This is a genomic window from Paracoccus liaowanqingii (genome assembly GCF_004683865.2).
GTDB lineage: Bacteria > Pseudomonadota > Alphaproteobacteria > Rhodobacterales > Rhodobacteraceae > Paracoccus > Paracoccus liaowanqingii.
In genome coordinates this window covers 167907-183269 of record NZ_CP040761.1, presented here as the reverse complement: position 1 = coordinate 183269, position 15363 = coordinate 167907, and the positions used below count along the sequence as shown (strand labels likewise).

18 protein-coding genes and 1 pseudogene are annotated in these 15363 nt (G+C 61.4%); 14 read left to right on the top strand and 5 right to left on the bottom strand.

What is annotated here, in order from left to right; translation table 11 throughout:
- The first annotated feature begins 114 nt into the window (after nt 1-114).
- The 4 genes from E4191_RS18450 (at nt 115) to E4191_RS18435 (ending at nt 3265) form a co-directional block, all read left to right on the top strand.
- Nucleotides 115-744 (top strand): hypothetical protein, encoded by a 630-nt coding sequence (locus E4191_RS18450; RefSeq protein WP_139615893.1) that lies wholly within the window; start codon nt 115-117, stop codon nt 742-744.
- Nucleotides 737-1138 carry a phage holin family protein gene (locus E4191_RS18445; protein WP_135819204.1) on the top strand — a complete coding sequence of 134 codons (402 nt, stop codon included), beginning with the start codon at nt 737-739 and terminating at the stop codon, nt 1136-1138. The genes E4191_RS18450 and E4191_RS18445 overlap by 8 nt, the downstream gene beginning before the upstream one ends.
- Nucleotides 1128-2150 carry a DUF3618 domain-containing protein gene (locus E4191_RS18440; protein WP_139615892.1) on the top strand — a complete coding sequence of 341 codons (1023 nt, stop codon included), beginning with the start codon at nt 1128-1130 and terminating at the stop codon, nt 2148-2150. The genes E4191_RS18445 and E4191_RS18440 overlap by 11 nt, the downstream gene beginning before the upstream one ends.
- A 224-nt stretch (nt 2151-2374) precedes the next feature.
- A complete protein-coding gene (locus E4191_RS18435) occupies nt 2375-3265 on the top strand; it encodes an NAD(P)/FAD-dependent oxidoreductase (RefSeq protein ID WP_228461831.1) in 891 nt (296 codons plus the stop codon).
- A 38-nt stretch (nt 3266-3303) separates the two neighbouring features.
- Here E4191_RS18435 and E4191_RS18430 read toward each other — a convergent pair whose 3' ends face one another.
- Entirely contained in the window at nt 3304-4227 is a 924-nt protein-coding gene (locus E4191_RS18430; RefSeq protein ID WP_228461830.1) for an alpha/beta fold hydrolase, read from the bottom strand.
- Between the two features lie 635 nt (nt 4228-4862).
- Here E4191_RS18430 and E4191_RS18425 point away from each other — a divergent pair.
- From E4191_RS18425 to E4191_RS18415, 3 genes and pseudogenes are all read left to right on the top strand, one after another.
- Nucleotides 4863-5168, top strand: coding sequence for a transposase (locus E4191_RS18425; RefSeq protein ID WP_231714337.1), 306 nt, complete (start codon nt 4863-4865; stop codon nt 5166-5168).
- A complete protein-coding gene (gene tnpB, locus E4191_RS18420) occupies nt 5165-5518 on the top strand; it encodes an IS66 family insertion sequence element accessory protein TnpB (RefSeq protein WP_136886773.1) in 354 nt (117 codons plus the stop codon). Before E4191_RS18425 ends, tnpB begins: the two co-directional genes overlap by 4 nt.
- Before the next feature lie 54 nt (nt 5519-5572).
- A pseudogene (locus tag E4191_RS18415) lies at nt 5573-6343 on the top strand (IS66 family transposase); the annotation flags it as partial.
- 315 nt (nt 6344-6658) lie between these two features.
- Here the strand turns inward: E4191_RS18415 and E4191_RS18410 are convergent.
- The gene (locus E4191_RS18410) at nt 6659-7126 is read right to left on the bottom strand and encodes a BLUF domain-containing protein (RefSeq protein WP_139615890.1); all 468 of its coding nucleotides are present in this window, start codon (nt 7124-7126) and stop codon (nt 6659-6661) included.
- Between the two features lie 437 nt (nt 7127-7563).
- Here E4191_RS18410 and E4191_RS18405 point away from each other — a divergent pair, with 437 nt between their 5' ends.
- The 3 genes from E4191_RS18405 to E4191_RS18395 all read left to right on the top strand — a co-directional run bounded on the left by E4191_RS18405 (nt 7564) and on the right by E4191_RS18395 (nt 9647).
- Nucleotides 7564-8145: a response regulator gene (locus E4191_RS18405; RefSeq protein ID WP_139615889.1), complete on the top strand. Its 582-nt coding sequence runs from the start codon at nt 7564-7566 to the stop codon at nt 8143-8145.
- Nucleotides 8146-8466: 321 nt separating this feature from the next.
- Nucleotides 8467-8787 carry an HU family DNA-binding protein gene (locus E4191_RS18400; protein ID WP_139615888.1) on the top strand — a complete coding sequence of 107 codons (321 nt, stop codon included), beginning with the start codon at nt 8467-8469 and terminating at the stop codon, nt 8785-8787.
- Nucleotides 8788-8801: 14 nt separating this feature from the next.
- Nucleotides 8802-9647, top strand: coding sequence for a YsnF/AvaK domain-containing protein (locus E4191_RS18395; protein ID WP_139615887.1), 846 nt, complete (start codon nt 8802-8804; stop codon nt 9645-9647).
- Between the two features lie 290 nt (nt 9648-9937).
- Here E4191_RS18395 and E4191_RS18390 read toward each other — a convergent pair whose 3' ends face one another.
- On the bottom strand, nt 9938-10303 hold the full coding sequence (locus E4191_RS18390) for a response regulator (protein WP_139615886.1): 366 nt from the start codon (nt 10301-10303) through the stop codon (nt 9938-9940).
- A gap of 555 nt (nt 10304-10858) precedes the next feature.
- Here E4191_RS18390 and E4191_RS18385 point away from each other — a divergent pair.
- On the top strand, nt 10859-11377 hold the full coding sequence (locus E4191_RS18385) for a DUF421 domain-containing protein (RefSeq protein ID WP_139615885.1): 519 nt from the start codon (nt 10859-10861) through the stop codon (nt 11375-11377).
- Nucleotides 11378-11628: 251 nt separating this feature from the next.
- Nucleotides 11629-11886, top strand: a complete 258-nt coding sequence (locus E4191_RS18380) for a mechanosensitive ion channel family protein (protein WP_139615884.1) — start codon at nt 11629-11631, stop codon at nt 11884-11886.
- Here E4191_RS18380 and E4191_RS18375 read toward each other — a convergent pair whose 3' ends face one another.
- Nucleotides 11887-13158: an IS256 family transposase gene (locus tag E4191_RS18375; RefSeq protein ID WP_135312179.1), complete on the bottom strand. Its 1272-nt coding sequence runs from the start codon at nt 13156-13158 to the stop codon at nt 11887-11889.
- A 110-nt stretch (nt 13159-13268) separates the two neighbouring features.
- Between E4191_RS18375 and E4191_RS18370 the strand changes: the two genes are divergently transcribed.
- Entirely contained in the window at nt 13269-13997 is a 729-nt protein-coding gene (locus tag E4191_RS18370) for a mechanosensitive ion channel family protein (protein ID WP_139615883.1), read from the top strand.
- Nucleotides 13998-14464: 467 nt separating this feature from the next.
- A complete protein-coding gene (locus E4191_RS18365; RefSeq protein ID WP_139615882.1) occupies nt 14465-14827 on the top strand; it encodes a YidH family protein in 363 nt (120 codons plus the stop codon).
- A gap of 227 nt (nt 14828-15054) precedes the next feature.
- Here E4191_RS18365 and E4191_RS18360 read toward each other — a convergent pair whose 3' ends face one another.
- On the bottom strand, nt 15055-15327 hold the full coding sequence (locus E4191_RS18360) for a hypothetical protein (RefSeq protein WP_139615881.1): 273 nt from the start codon (nt 15325-15327) through the stop codon (nt 15055-15057).
- Nucleotides 15328-15363: the final 36 nt, after the last annotated feature.

Here is a 15363-nt window from a genome sequence, read left to right as displayed (position 1 = left end):
GGAAGGCTTTTTCGGAACAGGGCGTCGTTTTATTGGTTGGGACCCCAACAGTTTGTGTCGATGCGCCATTCATCGCGCCCGGCCCCGAACGATCCAAACCGAAGGAGATCCCAGATGACCGTCGACGATCCGCACACCAAGGCGACCGGCACCTCCGCCAAGGACAGCATCGCGTCCGAGGCCACGGACCAAGCCTCGCGCCTCGCAGGCAGCGTCAAGGACGAGGTCACCCGCCGCGAGAAGGACCTGCGCTCGGGCATCGCCGAGCGCGCCGAAAGCGTGGCCGCGGGCCTGCGCAAAGCCGGGTCCGAGATCGACCCGGACTCGTCCATCGCCACCATGTTCGACCGCGCCGCCGACAGCGTCAGCGGTCTGGCGGGCAGCCTGAACGCGACCGACCCGGCCCAGATGGTCGAGGATGTGCGCAGCTTCGCGCGCCGCCAGCCGGGCGCCTTCCTGGGCCTTTCGGCCCTGGCGGGCTTCGCCGCGATCCGTTTCCTGCGCGCGGGCTCCGTCCCGTCCTCGACGCCCATGAACACCAGCGGCTTCGGTGACGCCGGCATGACCCGCCGCCCGTTCCCTGACGCCCCTGCGACGGTCGGCCCGGCCGGTACCGCCACCGTCACCCCCTCGGCCGCCGGAGCCGCCCGCGCGGTCCCGACCGGCACCGTTCCGACTGGCCCCGCCCCGACCGGCCCCGTCCCCGGCGCCGGCGGCCGTAACGACGGAGGCTCGCATGCCTGATCCCGTCCGCTCGCAGAACCCCGCCTCGCTGGCCTCCGACGCCCTGCGCCTCTCGGGCGATCTGGTCCGCAAGGAGATCACCCTCGCCAAGGCCGAGATGCGCCAGAACCTGACCCGCGCCGGTGCGGGCCTGGGCATGGTCGCGGCCGCCGCCGTCTTGGGCATCGTCACGCTGAACGTGCTGACCGCAGCCCTGGTCGCCGCCTTGGCCGAGACCGACCTCGGCCCGATCTGGAGCGCTGTGATCGTCGGCGTGATCCTGGCGATCCTGGCCTATGTGCTGCTGCGCAAGGGCATGGCCGATCTGAAGCCTGAAAACCTCATGCCGACGCGCACGGCCGAGAATGTCCAGCGCGACGCAAGCGCGGTGAAGGAAGCCTATCATGACGCATGACGCCGACAATCCCGACCATATCGAACGCGAGATCGAGAAGGACCGCGAGGCCCTGCGCCGCACCCTCGACGACCTGCAGAGCGAGCTGTCGCTGGACGGCCTGTCGCGCCGCCTGACCGGCTCGGTCCGCAGGAACGGCGCGGAATGGGCCGAATCGGCCAGCGCCGCGGCCCGTGCCAATCCCGTGGCCCTGGGCCTGACCGGCATCGGTCTGGCCTGGATGATCTTCGGGCGCGGCCATGACCCGGTCCACGGCTTCGGTGCGTCCTCGGACGACCGGCCCGTGCGCCACGACCGCCCCGCGACCCCGGCCCCCGCGCCGACCCCCACACCGGCACCGACCCCCGCCCGCGCGCCCCGGCCGATGGCGCAGCCCCCGGGTTGGGCCTCGGACCAGGGGCAGACGACGGGGCGCACCTCGGGCATTTTTTCCGGCCTGACCACCGGATCCAGCAAGGAGCATGGCATGACAGACAGGGCAAAAGACAAGGCGCGCCATCTGCGCGACCGCCTGAGCGAAGGCACCGAGGGCCTGGGCGACGAGGCCCGCCAGCGGATCGAGACCGCGCGCCGCAAGGCGCTGGATGCCAGCGACGCCGCCCACCGCCAGATGGCGCAGGCCAACCGCAAGGTCGCGCGCAGCTATGACAGAGAGCCGCTGCTGTTCGGCGCGCTGGCCCTGATCGGCGGCGCGGCCCTGGGCGCGATGCTGCCCGGCACCCGGCGCGAGGACGAGCTGATGGGCGACTATCGCGACCAGCTCTTCGACGAGGCCGAGGCCGTCTATCATGAAGAGAAAAGCCGCGTCGGCAACGCCGTCTCGGCCGGTCTGGACGAAGCCAAGTCCGCCGCCTCCAACGTGGTCGCCGCCGCCAAGGACGAGCTGACCGACGACAAGGCAGGCAAGCCGACCTCCGGCGCGACACCCTCGGGAACACCCGCCGCGACCGGGACGACCGGCGCCTCGGGCACGACGGGAACGCCGACCGCGACCGGAACACCTAAGGTCTGAACCGACAGCCCCCGCAATGCTGAAAGGCCCCGCACCTGCGGAGCCTTTTCTATTGGCGCTCGGCTTTCCTCGGAACTCCCGGCGCGGCTTGCCTTGAGATGGAGATTGTTAGCGCCCCTGTCACTCAAGGGTAACGGCACTGCCGCCCTGCGGATCCGGCACCGGACCGCCTCGCCGCGCGTTGCCGACATCGCCCCCCACGCCTTGGACAAGGAACCTGCCCATTGGACACATCGGACATCAAGGATTGCGTCGTCATCGGGGGCGGCCCCGCGGGCCTGACCGCCGCGCTGTATTTGGCGCGGTTCCTGCGCAGCGTGACCGTCTTTGACGGACAGGACGGACGGGCTCGGATGATCCCCCGGACGCACAACCTGACCCCGTTCCCGGACGGCATCCCGGGGCAGGAGCTGCTGGACCGGATGCAATCCCATGCCCGTCGCTATGGCGCGGTGATCCAGACCGGAACGGTCGAGGCGGTAGAGCGGCAGGGCAATGCATTCCAAGTCAGGACCGACCGGCAGGCCGTGCTGGCGCGCAACGTGATCTTCGCCACAGGGGTCTTCAATCACCGGCCGCCCTTGTCCGCCAGGGATCACGCTCTGGGGCTGGCCCGGGGCTTGCTGCGCTATTGCCCGGTCTGCGATGCCTATGAAGTCCGCGACAAGCGCATCGCGGTTCTGGGCAGCGGCACGCATGGCCTGAAGGAGGCAAGCTTTCTGCGCCATTACTCTCCCTCGGTCACTCTGGTCTCGCCCGACGGCGCCCCCGGCACCGCGCGGAACGGCATCCGCGTGCTGCAGGCCGCGCTGACGGGCATCGCCCTGTCCGAGACGGAGATCCTGATGACCCTGCAGGACGGGGAAACCCGGCCTTTCGACACGATGTATGTCGCCCTGGGCACGACCCCGCGCACCGATCCGGCGGGTTGTCTTGGCGTCGAGCTGGATGAAGACGGTCATATCGCCATCGATGCCAAGCAGAAGACCAACCTGGACGGTGTCTACGCGATCGGCGACGTCACGAACGGGATCGACCAGATCGCCGTCGCGATGGGACAGGGCGCCGTGGCCGCGACCGCGATCCACAACGACCTGTCCGCATCCAGATCCTGACCGCCGCCGCGCCGAATGCTTGGGGGCAAGCGACCCGGTCAGGCCTCCGCGCGCGCGAAGGCCTCGGTGATGGCCCGCATGACGGCGGGCGCATCGGTCTGGTGGACCATGTGACCGCTGCCCGGGACTGGGTGATAGCTGCTGTCGGGAATGGCAGCGTGCAGCCGCCCGGACTGCGCGTCCGGATCGATCAGGCGATCCTCGGACCCCGCGATGATGACGACCGGCATAGTCAGGGTTGGATAGCGGGCCGCGGCGGCGGCGGCCATGGGGATCAGCAAGGTGGATTCTGCCGCCGATGCCTGCAGCTGCGACGGACGCACGGCCATCTCCATGGGAAAGCCGCCGAACTTCGCGGGCACGGGCGCCGGGCCGAAGATCTTGCGCATCAGCAGGGGCCAGGCCAGCCGGCTGGTCAGCGGGGCCACGGCGTGGCGCAGGATGTCGCCTAGGACGGGCACGGCCGGACCTGCCATCAGCAGCATGTCCAGCCGCGGCGTCGGGTAGTAATAGCCCGATGCCAGCACGAGGCCGCGCACGATCCCGGGATGCCTCAGCGCAAGCGCGACCGCCACGGACGCCCCCCAGGAATGGCCCAGCACGACGGCCCCGGTGACCCCGATCTGTCCCAGAGCGGCGCTGACAAGATCCGCCTGTGCATCCGCGCTCCAGACCCGCCCCCTTGGCCGGGTGCTGTGCCCATAGCCGGGGCGATCGAAGACGATGACGCGATGCGTCCGGGCCGCCAGACCCACGAGCCCGCTGGAGACGAAGTCCGCGATCATGCTGCCATTGCCATGCAGCAGCACAAGGGTTGGACCGTCGCCGACCTCGACATAGTGCAGACGCACGCCGTCCACGTCCAGAAAACGCCCGGTCGGTGGGTTCTGCGCCTCTGCCCGTCGGGCCAGGCAATGATTGACCAGGGCAGACAAGGTCAGGACGCCGGCGATCGCAGTCACGCGCCTTGTCCCCCAACGCGGCCCGGACGGGGAATGCCGGTCAGGTGCGGCGGTCGGCGGCAAATGTCTGGTCATGCTCTGTCTCCGTCAGCAGGAAGGGACCGCCGCCCCGTTGGCCGGGCAGCGCAGATGGGATCAAGCGTCATAAGGACGAAGACACCGATACACGTGACTGTTCCCGCCGGGTGACTAGGCGTTTTACAGAAGCGTGTTCATGGGCGGTCAGAACCAACATGCGAAGGCTTTGTTCCGCATGCCCCTGCCGACAAGAGCAGAAAAAAAAACCTCCAGATTGGTCCCCTGACATTTCGTTCTGGACCCTGATCGCGCCTGAACCCTTCGCAAAGTCCAAGCGTTGATTTTTGTAGCGAGGGGAAAAACACCTATGGCCTATTTGGGTTTTCACGCGTCGCATGAGCAGATCGATCCCAGATCCTTACTGGATGCTGTGCAACTGGCAGAGACGGGTAAGCGTTCTCTGCCCCCCACCTTCCGCGCGGCATTCTGATCGGTTCATTGGACCGTGATGATTGTTGGGACGGAGTTTCTCCATGGAGTCTGCATTGGAGCTTCTCCCGGCTGGCGGCCGCGGCCGTCGGAACCGGAAGTGGCCGGATGAGGTAAAGGCGCGGATTATGGCGGAGACGCTGATGCCGGGCGTGACCGTGAATACCGTTGCGCGGCGGCACGGGGTGCCGGCGAACCATGTCTCTTCTTGGCGGACGCTGGCGCGGAAAGGGCGACTGGTGCTGCCTGCTCCTGAAGATCCGGTGGAGTTTGCGGCGCTGTTGCTCGGCCCCGCTGAAGATGCGCCGCGGGCCGATGTCGGTGCCGTGGCCCGGCCGGAGATCGTCGCGGGCGCGGTGGTGGTCCGTCTAGAAGCCGGGGCCTCGGCGGAGCGGATTGCCATGGTCGTGCGCGCCCTGGCGGCTACCCCATGATCTTCCCCTCCAACCGCGTGAGGATCATGGTTGCGACCAAACCCGTCGATTTCCGCAAGGGGCATGATGGCCTGGCTGCACTGGTGTCGTCGGTGCTGCGCAAGGATCCGTTCACCGGCACGGTGTTCGTGTTCCGCTCGCGCCGGGCGGACAGGCTGAAGCTTTTGTATTGGGACGGCACCGGTCTGGTAATGGCTTACAAGCGGCTGGAGGATACAACCTTTACCTGGCCGGCCATCAAGGACGGGATCATGGCGCTGAACCATGCCCAGTTTGAGGCGCTGTTTGCCGGGCTCGACTGGCGCAAGGTCAAAGCTCTGGAAACCCGCCCCCCTGCTGCGGCAGAATGAATCAGTTGCCTGATTTTCCATGTTTTTGCCGGAGATCCTTGATAAAATCAGAGCATGTTCGCAGCCTCTGTTCTCGATCTTTCCGCCATTCCCAACGCGCAGCGCGCGGCGGTTCAGGCGTTGCTGGAAGAGGTGGCGGCTCTCAAGGACATCACCAGACGCCAGGAGCATCTGATCGCCGAGCTGAACCATGCCCTGCATGGCAAGCGGTCGGAAAAGCTGACCGAGGATGAGCGGCAGCTGGCTTTCGAGGACCTGTCCATTGCGTTGGCCGAGGTCGAGGCGGAGAAGGAAACGCAGGCCACCAGGACGGACAAGGGGGCGACCAGGCCCGCGCCGAAGCGCAATATCGGCAACCTACCGGCTGCACTGCCGCGTATCGAAGAGGTCATCGAGCCCGCCAGCCTGATCTGCCCCTGCGGCTGCGGCATCATGCACAAGATCGGTGAAGACCGCAGCGAGCGGCTGGACATCGTGCCTGCCCAGCTGCGCGTCATCGTCACCGTCCGCCCGAAATATGCCTGCCGGTCCTGCACCGACGGCGTCACTCAGGCACCAGCACCTTCCCGCCTGATCACGGGCGGGCTGCCAACCGAGGCGACGCTCGCCCATGTGCTGGTCAGCAAGTATGCGGACCATCTGCCGTTGTATAGACAGAGCCAGATCCTGGCGCGGGCGGGCCTTGATCTGCACCGCGCCGTTCTGGCCGATTGGGTGGGCAAGGCCGCGTTCCATCTTACGCCGGTGGTGGACCGGCTGGCCGAGCATCTCAAACGGTCGGGCAAGCTGTTCATGGACGAAACAACGGCCCCGGTGCTGGACCCGCGGCGATAAGCCTTCACACAAGATGGCCCAACTGGCGCAGGTGCCATACCTTGGCAAGGACAAGCTTAAAAGCGGCGCTCAGAACGAACAGTTGTAATGCGACACCAGTGACATTGTGCATAACACATCGTCTTGTGCTCTGCAGCAGCCGCATGGGAGTTTAGTCCCGTGCGGCTTGCTGAAGCGCTTTGGCTCATGAGAATGGGAACGTCTGAGATTGGGGTATTCGCCTATAGTTTCTTTACAGGGAAAGGAGCTGTGAACGATAGAAGGCATCGAGGTTTAGAGTAGCGCAGCCGGCTTCCAGCTCGCTATTTAATCCAACTCTTTCAATGCCGATGATGCACAGTCCGTGAGCTGATCATAACACGTCACCGTGTCAGCCTGATAGGGTTGCTGTTTCATAAACCGTAGGACACTTTGAGCATGGGCGGGATGATCGGAGCTCACAGTTTTGCTCGACGCCATGAAGTTGAACAACGAACTGACTTCGGACGCACTGGCTGCCATTGACCAACCGTCAAATTCGCGCACTGCAGCTTCGCCCCGATCAAGGATGGTCACGTCACGGTGCATTCCGTCGGCCAGGATGATCTGCTCGACGATAAGCAGCATTTCCGCGGGTCCTTCGATCCACTGGTGGAAGATGCGATCTTCCCAATGAAGGTACCCCGTCACGTCCAACTCTGCATTGCGCAGCCGCGATCGCATCAAGATGTGCGAGTAACTAGCATCGGACGGCGTCAGATCAGTAAGGCTGCGATATATCAAGTACTGGATCATCGGACCCTTTCCCAAATGGCCTAAAGAATGGCAGTGCAACAGATGTTGCGCCAAATCCGACTTTAGCCTGAGGAAGCCGAATTTCCTACTGATCCGAGGAAGTTATTTTGGGCGTCCTCATGTCATACAACCTTAAGGATCCTTTGAGACGAATTACACCGCTGGAGTTGATCTCGGGCATTTGAAGTTGTCCGCTCCTTGGCAATCGGCATTAATGGGGGCAGGCTCTTTGGTCATCTTTTCAAATATTCGCAAGTAGTGTTCGTTAAAAGGCTCGATATTCGAGGCCAATTCAGGAAAGGCAATGCCTAACCTATATCGCTAATATTTTATAAAACCGCTTAAGGTTGTATAAAAATTTTATTCTCTATCACGTGTCGTTTGTCCAAGATGAAGCGTTCTATAGAAAAGAAAACTCAAAATAGAGGAAGGTGCCCGTGGCCTCTTTGCGAATTCTCGTCTTGGAAAATAACTTTATTCAAACAAATCAACTTGTTGGTGAAATCGATGCTAGCGGCGATCAGGTTGTTGGACCATTTTCCAATGCCTGCAAGGCGATCTACCATATTGACATCGTGCAGGCGGCGATCTTGGATGTGAAGCTACTGGACGACACCTCATTCGCTGTTTCGGATGAACTGTCGTACCGTTCAATCCCATTTATCTTCTTGACAGGGTGCGAAAAACAAAACGTTCCCGTACGTTTCAACCAATTCAATGTTTACCAGAAGCCCAGTCTGGCCGCTCCCCTTTTACACCACTTGCATTATCAATACCATCAACGCCACAAAAACGGTCCCCCGGGGGGGCTAAATATTGAAGATATTGTTAGGGAGATGATCAAGACGGCCCGACAAATGATGCCGGATCACCTGTCCGCCGACCGCCTTGTAGAAGGCGTACTGCAACGGGCCATAGCGCAAGCAACAAGTGGCACATTTACGGAGAATAGCGAAGAGGGACTTAGCAGACTGTTGAATGAAGAATATCGCTGCCGCGCAGCCCAATATTTGAACTAAGGCTTTCGTAGGAATGACACGTGATCCGCTGTCAAATTTAAGTCTACTAATAGAACAAGAGATCAACGGCTCCAATGTACGACTGATACCTCCCAGATGCCCTCCTTCGAGCTGGGGCTGTAAGACTAGATCCGCAGTGGGTACCCTTTGCGTTTTCTTCCGCATTACCCCCACTCCTGGCCCACAGTGCAGGAGCAGAAATTGTCGTGGGTGGGCATCCGTCTGGCGGCCGACTTGGCCATGGATACGTTCGGGAGGCGTGCCACAGGCCCGCCCCTCCAGAAAATGCCAGATCATCATCGAAAACAAAGGAATTGCTTTATGATCCGTTCTGAGTTGGTTCGCAAACTCGCGCGAACCTATCCGCATCTGTCGCCGCAGGTGGTGGAAACCGCCGTCGAGGCGATCCTGAACCAGATCACCGAGGGTCTCGCGCAGGGCAAGAGGGTCGAGTTCCGGGGGTTTGGAAGCTTTGCGAGCAAGATGCGGAAGCAGAGGATGGGACGTAATCCCCGAAACGGCGACCCTGTGCAGGTCGAGGAAAAGCAAGTTCCGACGTTCAGGGCGTCGAAACAGCTGCTGACGCGGCTGACGGCTGCGGGGAACATACAAACGTCCAAACCGTTTGCTGATCCTAAATAGCGAGGATCATTACGATGACCTATGATAATGCTACCGCCGCCACTGGACACACGTCCGCCTCCGCTTTGTTTGACAGCCACGCCGATGCGCAAAGCGCCGTCGATCGGCTGGTGCAGGCCGGCCTTCCTATCGCCCGCATCCGTGTCACCGGTGGGTCCGGCACTGACGCCACCGCCGGCACAGATAGTGGACATGAGAAGGGCTTCTGGGACAGTCTGAGCGACTTCTTCATGCCCGATGAAGATCGCTACACCTATGCCGAGGGCCTGTCGCGGGGCAGCTACCTGGTAAGCATTAGCGACCTGAACGCCATCGAGTATGAGACTGCCCTCGATATTCTTGGTGACGAACAGACCGTGGACCTTGATGAACGTGAGGCAAGCTGGCGTAACGAGGGGTGGGGCGGCTATGAAGCGAGTTCCTATGCGGCGGAACGCCCGGCTGCCAGCGAGCAATCTGCCGCCCCCTCGGGTGACTCGATCCCGGTCATTGAGGAGAAATTGCGTGTTGGCAAGCGCGACACCAGCCATGGACGTGTGCGCGTCCGCGCTTATACGGTAGAAACGCCGGTCAGTGAGACAATTGAATTACGCGACGAGCGGGTTGAACTGGTCCGGACGCCGGTAGATCGCCCTGCAGAAGTGAACGCAGACTACCGCGAGCGGACGCTGGAGGCAGAGGAGCATCGCGAGGAAGCTGTTGTGTCCAAGGAGGCGCGCGTCGTTGAGGAGATCGCACTCCGCAAGACCAGCGACAGCCATCAGGAGACAGTGTCCGACACCGTCCGTCATACTGAGGTTGAGGTGGATGACGAGCGCACTGGCCTTTCTGGCGACGATCTGACCCGCACCCGCGAGTGAGGCCGTTCCGGCCCGACACACAGGGCCTTTTGTTTCTGACGTAGACAAAAGCGAAGGCCCGCGTAAATGCGGGCCTTTTTTTGATATTCCTGCCCATGTAGCAGCTTTCAGAAGGCTGCAAACAGCCATCTCGACACGCGTATCCTATTGATTCACCTTTTAACCTTCGGTGGTATGAAGGACTGGCGCCGCATCGCGATCCGCCATGAGCGATGAGGTGACATCTTCCTCGACACAATCATCCTCGCCGCAATCATCATCTCTGGATCGGATATTTTTAGGGATGTGGCTTAGGGAGCAGAAAACAGCGTCTGCGCCACAATCACCATGTCGATCGGCTTTGCGACAAGCGGCACGTCTCCATACCTTTCCGGAATGGTCGCCCTGTCCTTGCTGCTTGCGAAGATGATAGGAACACCTGCAGCGAGGAGATCATCCGCCAAGGGATAGGATGTGTCACTGCCAAGCCGGATGTTGAGAATGCCGCCATCTGGCAGAGGCTTCTCCCGAAGAAGCGCATAGCCACCATCCAAAGTGGGTGCTGGTCCGACCACCACTCCGCCGCAATCGTCGATCAGCCGGCATATATGAAGGCTCAAGATGAACTCGTCCTCTACTACCAAGATGCGCCGTCCGGCGAGGTCAGGTTTGTTCATGTATCACCTTCAAAGTTGGCAAACAGGTGAGTTGAGCGATTGTTCCCGCTGCCTCAGGGCTGCCACTGCTCATGGGCGTTCCGGTTCACCGACCCACGAGGGTTAAGCATACAAAACCGTAAACCACCGGACTTGACCGCAGGGAGGAGAGGAGCGGCAAGCCCGATGGCCTTCAAGGTCTTTGTGACCGATCCCGCAGGGAGGAGGAGGGCGGGTCCGGCGAAGGAATGAAGCGGCGAGCTCCATACAATCAGACTGCCGATCATGAAGATATGTGTCACGAGTTATCGCTGCGTTGCAGCATTGCTTTTTGACACGGCTCAGAAACGCGGCAACCTGGCCGTCTATTGCCCCCTCAAAAAGCGCGTCTGCCCACGGCGTACTCAACCCGCGGCCTGCCTTTCTGCCCGTTACGGGCGTTATGTGCCGGAGCGGCTTTGCGAGAAAGGCCGTCGATCCCTACCGATGCACGTTGCATCGCTATAGGATCTCTCGAAAAAGGGATTGAAGAAGCAGAGTGTAAACGGGCCATAGTTCCCAGTTGAGGAGACGCGCATGAACTGGACAGAGATGTTTTTTCAAAGCTGGAGCGGGATCGTCCGCACGATCATCGTCGGTACGCTTGCTTATGTGTTCCTCGTACTCTCGCTTCGGGTCTCGGGCAAACGGACACTGGCCAAGCTCAACGCTTTCGATCTCGTAATTACCGTCGCTCTTGGTTCGACGCTGGCGACCATCCTTCTCAGCGAGAGCGTCGCGTTAGCCGAAGGCATGACAGGGCTCGTTCTGCTTATCGTGCTCCAGTATATGGTGACATTCATTTCGATCCGTTCCCCGTCTTTCTCGCGGGCGGTGCGCTCGGAGCCGACGCTCCTCCTCCGCAACGGTGCGATGCTATCAGAGGCGATGCACCGGGCCCGGGTCACCGAGGCAGAACTCGAAACGGTAATCCGCACCAGCGGCCAACGCGGGTTTACGAACATCGAAGCGGTGATTTTGGAGTCGGACGGCTCGTTTTCGATCATCGACGCAGCGCAGAAAAGACAGAGTTCGCAGTCAGACGCCGGGACCTAGGCCGCTTTGACCGATAGACGGCAAGTAGCACTTTCCGCACTTTGCATATGGGTTTGGTGAATGGGCAAAATGGGCTCTTACCTTGCGGTCATCAGTGCTTCCATCGGCTGCCGATCGAAACGCTGGCGCGACCGGGTGAGATGCGATGTCGAGGGGATGCTCCTCGATCTGCGAAAGCAGCAAATGATGGCTTGTCGCACCTCAGAAGAGGAACCACCCCGCCTGCACAAAAAATTCTATAAAGGAAAGTTATGGAAGAGATCATAGACGTTCGGGCAGATATCGGGACGATCCTCGACAAGGTGGAGGGTTGGATCAACGGCCTGATCCGCCTCGTGCCAAACCTTATTGCTGCGGCGCTCTTGCTTGTTGTTTTTTATCTCTTGGCTCGCTTGCTGAGTTATGCAGTTACGCAAACCCTGGCCCGTCGCGGACGACCGGCGCTTGCGAATGTCGGGGCTGCGCTTTTCCGGTGTGAGCTATGCGGGATTTTGGGTGACGCGGCCTGATCAAGCGGCGCGGCTTTCGTTGGCGTCCTGCTCGGCGACACCGTCAGTGAACTTGACGCCTTCGACGACGAGAGGCAACTGGTTTGCGCCCTTCAGTCGTCGCCATTTCTTCGCTGCGGCCTGAACCAGCTTGAACACCATCAGCTTCGCTGTCTTCTGAGACAACGCGCCTTTGGTTCGGACGGTGCGATGGCGGACGGTCGCGAAGACGCTCTCGATCGGGTTGGACGTGCGCAGGTGGTCCCAGTGAGCGGCCGGGAAGTCGTAGAAGGCCAGCAGTGCCTCTCGATCCTTGGTCAGGCAGGCGACGGCTTTCTCGTATTTCACGCCATACTTCTCGACGAAGGTATTGACGGCGGTCTCTGCCGCCGCGCGGGTCGCGGCTTGCCAGATCTCCCGCAGGTCAGTCTTCACCGCCGGGTGCATCGACTTCGGAAGCTTGTTCAGGACGTTGGACACCTTGTGGGTCCAACAGCGTTGGTGGCGCGTGTCGGGGAAGATCTCATCCAGCGCCTTCCAGAAGCCAAGGGCACCATCTCCGACCGCGAGGTCCGGTGGCGCCGAGAGGCCGCGGGCCCTGAGGTCGACCAGCAGTTCATGCCAGCTCTGCGCGCTCTCGCGGACCCCAACCTGGAACCCCAGCAGCTCCTTCTTCCCTTCCGGCGTCGCCCCGATGATCACCAGCATGCACTCGGCCTGCGGCTCCATCCGGGCCTGCAGATACACGCCGTCGGCCCAGACATAGACGTAGCGCCGGGCCGAGAGGTTTCGGCGTTGCCAGCGGTCATGTTCTGCTTGCCACTCGCCCGTGAGCCGCGAGATCGCTCCTGGCGACAGGTTGGGCGCATCCGGACCGACCAGCGCGCTCAGAGCCTCCTGGAAGTCTCCAGTCGAGACGCCGCGCAAGTAGAGGACCGGAAGCAGAGCATCAAGGCTAGGCGAACGGCGCGCCCACTTCGGAAGAATGCGCGAATTGAACCGGATCTTGTCCTCCGGCGGCGCATCAGCTGCCCGGTCGCGCACCTTCTGTCTCTGCACCGGGATAGGGCCGATCCCGGTCTGGATGTTCCGCTCAGGGCCGGTGCCGTGGTGGACAACGCGCTGCCTGCCATCGGGCAGGCGCTCCTCAGCAAACTGCGCGACAAAACTCGCGGCCTCAGCCCTGAGTGCCGCTGCCAGCATCTGCCGGGCGCCGTCGCGTGCAATCTCGGTGAGTGGATCAACGACAGATCCGGGCTGGTGAAGCGGGGTGATCGTGATATCATCTTCCAAGGCGTATCGCTCCTTCGGGAGGTTCTGGCAGGCTTTGACACCCACCACGATACGCCGCCTTCTCAGACCCCATCACCCAAAATCGGCCATAGCTCTTCCGGTGGTCAATTATGGTCCTTGGTTTTCTACTGGCCGCGACTATCGTTCTGCCTTCGCTTCGACCCGGGGACCTACTCTCCGGTCTTGGGATTGGCTCCGTTGCGATCGGCTTTGCCTTCAAGGACATTCTGCAAAACCTACTTTCCGGCGTTCTCATCCTCTTGCGCCAACCCTTCCGTGTCGGAGATCAGATCGCCGTGAGCGGGTTCGAAGGCACGGTCGAAGACATTGAAACGCGGGCTACCTACATCAAGACCTATGACGGCCGCCGCGTGGTGATCCCCAATTCACAGATCTATACGGGCACCTTCACGGTCAATACGGCATTTGATTTGCGTCGCTCCGAATATGATATCGGCATCGGCTGCAGCGATGACTGGGAGAAGGCCATGCAACTCCTCATCAAGGTAGCGAAAAACTGCGAGGGGGTTTTGGCGGATCCTACACCAGAGGCCATCCCGGTCGGTATCGACGCCTATCAAAATACCATCCGCTTACGCTGGTGGACCAGGCCCGACCAAGCCAGCGTCATTAACACTCGAGGGCGAGTCATTGTTGAGGCCTGCAAGGCTTTGAATGCCGCCGGCATAGACATGCCTTTTCCCACCGAGGTGCATTTATGGCACGATCAGACGGAGCAAACCGACGGAGATCGCCGCGCGCAACGAGAGGGCTGGCCTGCCGGATCCGACAAGGCTCCCGGACCTCGATGGCAGCCTGGCGAGAAGCATACAAAGTGAATGTACTGAAACGGGGCCAGTGTCAGCGCGATCGATACATCCCCTCCCTCCCGACCCTTTTTTCAAAGGGTAGTTTTGTGTCCCTTTGGTCTCCCCTTGGCGAGTTCGGGGGATCAACAAGGAGCTTTCTAAATACCCCGTTGCGCCCAATGCACCCCATTTCTTCAATGGTATGATCATGCCGCCGCCTAGCGGGGGGAAACCATCAAGGCATCTAGTCTTTTAGGCCGGGCGTTACAGGTTGCGGCAATGCTGCCGTACCTGCCATTGGCCCTGTGCACACAGTGGGCGTTGCAGCAACTGATTGCGATGACAAGTGTTGCGGACACATTCCTCCCCGGTTCAGTCTCCAACAGGTCGATGCCATAAAGCCACGCGTGTGCCCCGACGTGTTGTCTGGGTTTTTTCCGTCGAGGGCCACTCCAGAGCTCCTTGAATGCCTACATTACGGCGCCTAGGATTAAGCTATGGCCCCCAAGGAACAGCTTGCCGAAGACCGTACGGACCTCGCTGAAGATCGGACGATCCTGGCGGTCGAGCGGACGTTCTCGGGCTGGATCCGCACAGGTTTGGCGACTGCAGGCGTGGCTATTGGCCTCCACGCCGTCTTCGGTCTTTTTCAACCCACTTGGGTTCCAAAGGTCGCCGCAACCGTATTCTTGCTCGCCGCGCAGCTGATCTTCCTGAGTGCCTGGCTGGAGAACCGCAAATCTCGGCGCAGACTGACAACCCACATGGCGCGACTGCAACCCGGTGGTCGGATCACAGTCCTGATCGTGCTTCTCTCGGCGGGCATCACGGCCATCGGGGTTGTGCTTTGGTTGCTCTGAGAGCTGACAGGCGGCCGACACAAGCGGGCACGATTGTATCGGCAAGCGGCCCAGAAGCCCCCCATGATGCGATGATCGATCAGCGGGTGCCGGCGCCCACGGGGATCGGTTGCTGGGCCATGTCCCAGCAGTTGGTGTAAGAGGCCGCGCGCGGAGCTCCGGCGTAGCGTAGCGCGCGGCCGGTGGTGACGCTGGTGGTCACCGTCGATCTTCGGAATGGTTTGGGATCATCCCGCCGCTACCGTGGCCGATTTTTGCACCGCCGTTCTCACCCATCCTTGATCTCGGCGGCATGCTATAGAGGTGACAACCCGGGGGATAATGCTCAAGGCGTAGTCCAGATCCTCTGCAATCGCTCCGAATGCGGCGCGTTCCGGAAGGCGCAGTCTGATCCGCAGCAGCATCGCATGCGCGCGCGCCCGGTCGAGTGGGTCGAGGATCTCACGAGTATTGGCCTCCGACATCCCCCCGATGGCGGCCTTGAACTGGTGGGCATCCATGCTGTTCTCCAGCTTCTCAGTCTGGCTGTTGGCCAG

What these genes read in the sequence shown, in the direction of transcription:
- E4191_RS18450 (WP_139615893.1), top strand. Translation starts at nt 115, where the DNA reads ATGACCGTCGACGATCCGCACACCAAGGCGACCGGCACCTCCGCCAAG.
- E4191_RS18445 (WP_135819204.1), top strand. Translation starts at nt 737, where the DNA reads ATGCCTGATCCCGTCCGCTCGCAGAACCCCGCCTCGCTGGCCTCCGAC.
- E4191_RS18440 (WP_139615892.1), top strand. Translation starts at nt 1,128, where the DNA reads ATGACGCATGACGCCGACAATCCCGACCATATCGAACGCGAGATCGAG.
- E4191_RS18425 (WP_231714337.1), top strand. Translation starts at nt 4,863, where the DNA reads ATGGCGGAGACGCTGATGCCGGGCGTGACCGTGAATACCGTTGCGCGG.
- tnpB (WP_136886773.1), top strand. Translation starts at nt 5,165, where the DNA reads ATGATCTTCCCCTCCAACCGCGTGAGGATCATGGTTGCGACCAAACCC.
- E4191_RS18410 (WP_139615890.1), bottom strand. Translation starts at nt 7,126, where the DNA reads ATGATCCAGTACTTGATATATCGCAGCCTTACTGATCTGACGCCGTCC.
- E4191_RS18400 (WP_139615888.1), top strand. Translation starts at nt 8,467, where the DNA reads ATGATCCGTTCTGAGTTGGTTCGCAAACTCGCGCGAACCTATCCGCAT.
- E4191_RS18395 (WP_139615887.1), top strand. Translation starts at nt 8,802, where the DNA reads ATGACCTATGATAATGCTACCGCCGCCACTGGACACACGTCCGCCTCC.
- E4191_RS18390 (WP_139615886.1), bottom strand. Translation starts at nt 10,303, where the DNA reads ATGAACAAACCTGACCTCGCCGGACGGCGCATCTTGGTAGTAGAGGAC.
- E4191_RS18385 (WP_139615885.1), top strand. Translation starts at nt 10,859, where the DNA reads ATGAACTGGACAGAGATGTTTTTTCAAAGCTGGAGCGGGATCGTCCGC.
- E4191_RS18380 (WP_139615884.1), top strand. Translation starts at nt 11,629, where the DNA reads ATGGAAGAGATCATAGACGTTCGGGCAGATATCGGGACGATCCTCGAC.
- E4191_RS18370 (WP_139615883.1), top strand. Translation starts at nt 13,269, where the DNA reads ATGGTCCTTGGTTTTCTACTGGCCGCGACTATCGTTCTGCCTTCGCTT.
- E4191_RS18365 (WP_139615882.1), top strand. Translation starts at nt 14,465, where the DNA reads ATGGCCCCCAAGGAACAGCTTGCCGAAGACCGTACGGACCTCGCTGAA.
- E4191_RS18360 (WP_139615881.1), bottom strand. Translation starts at nt 15,327, where the DNA reads ATGGATGCCCACCAGTTCAAGGCCGCCATCGGGGGGATGTCGGAGGCC.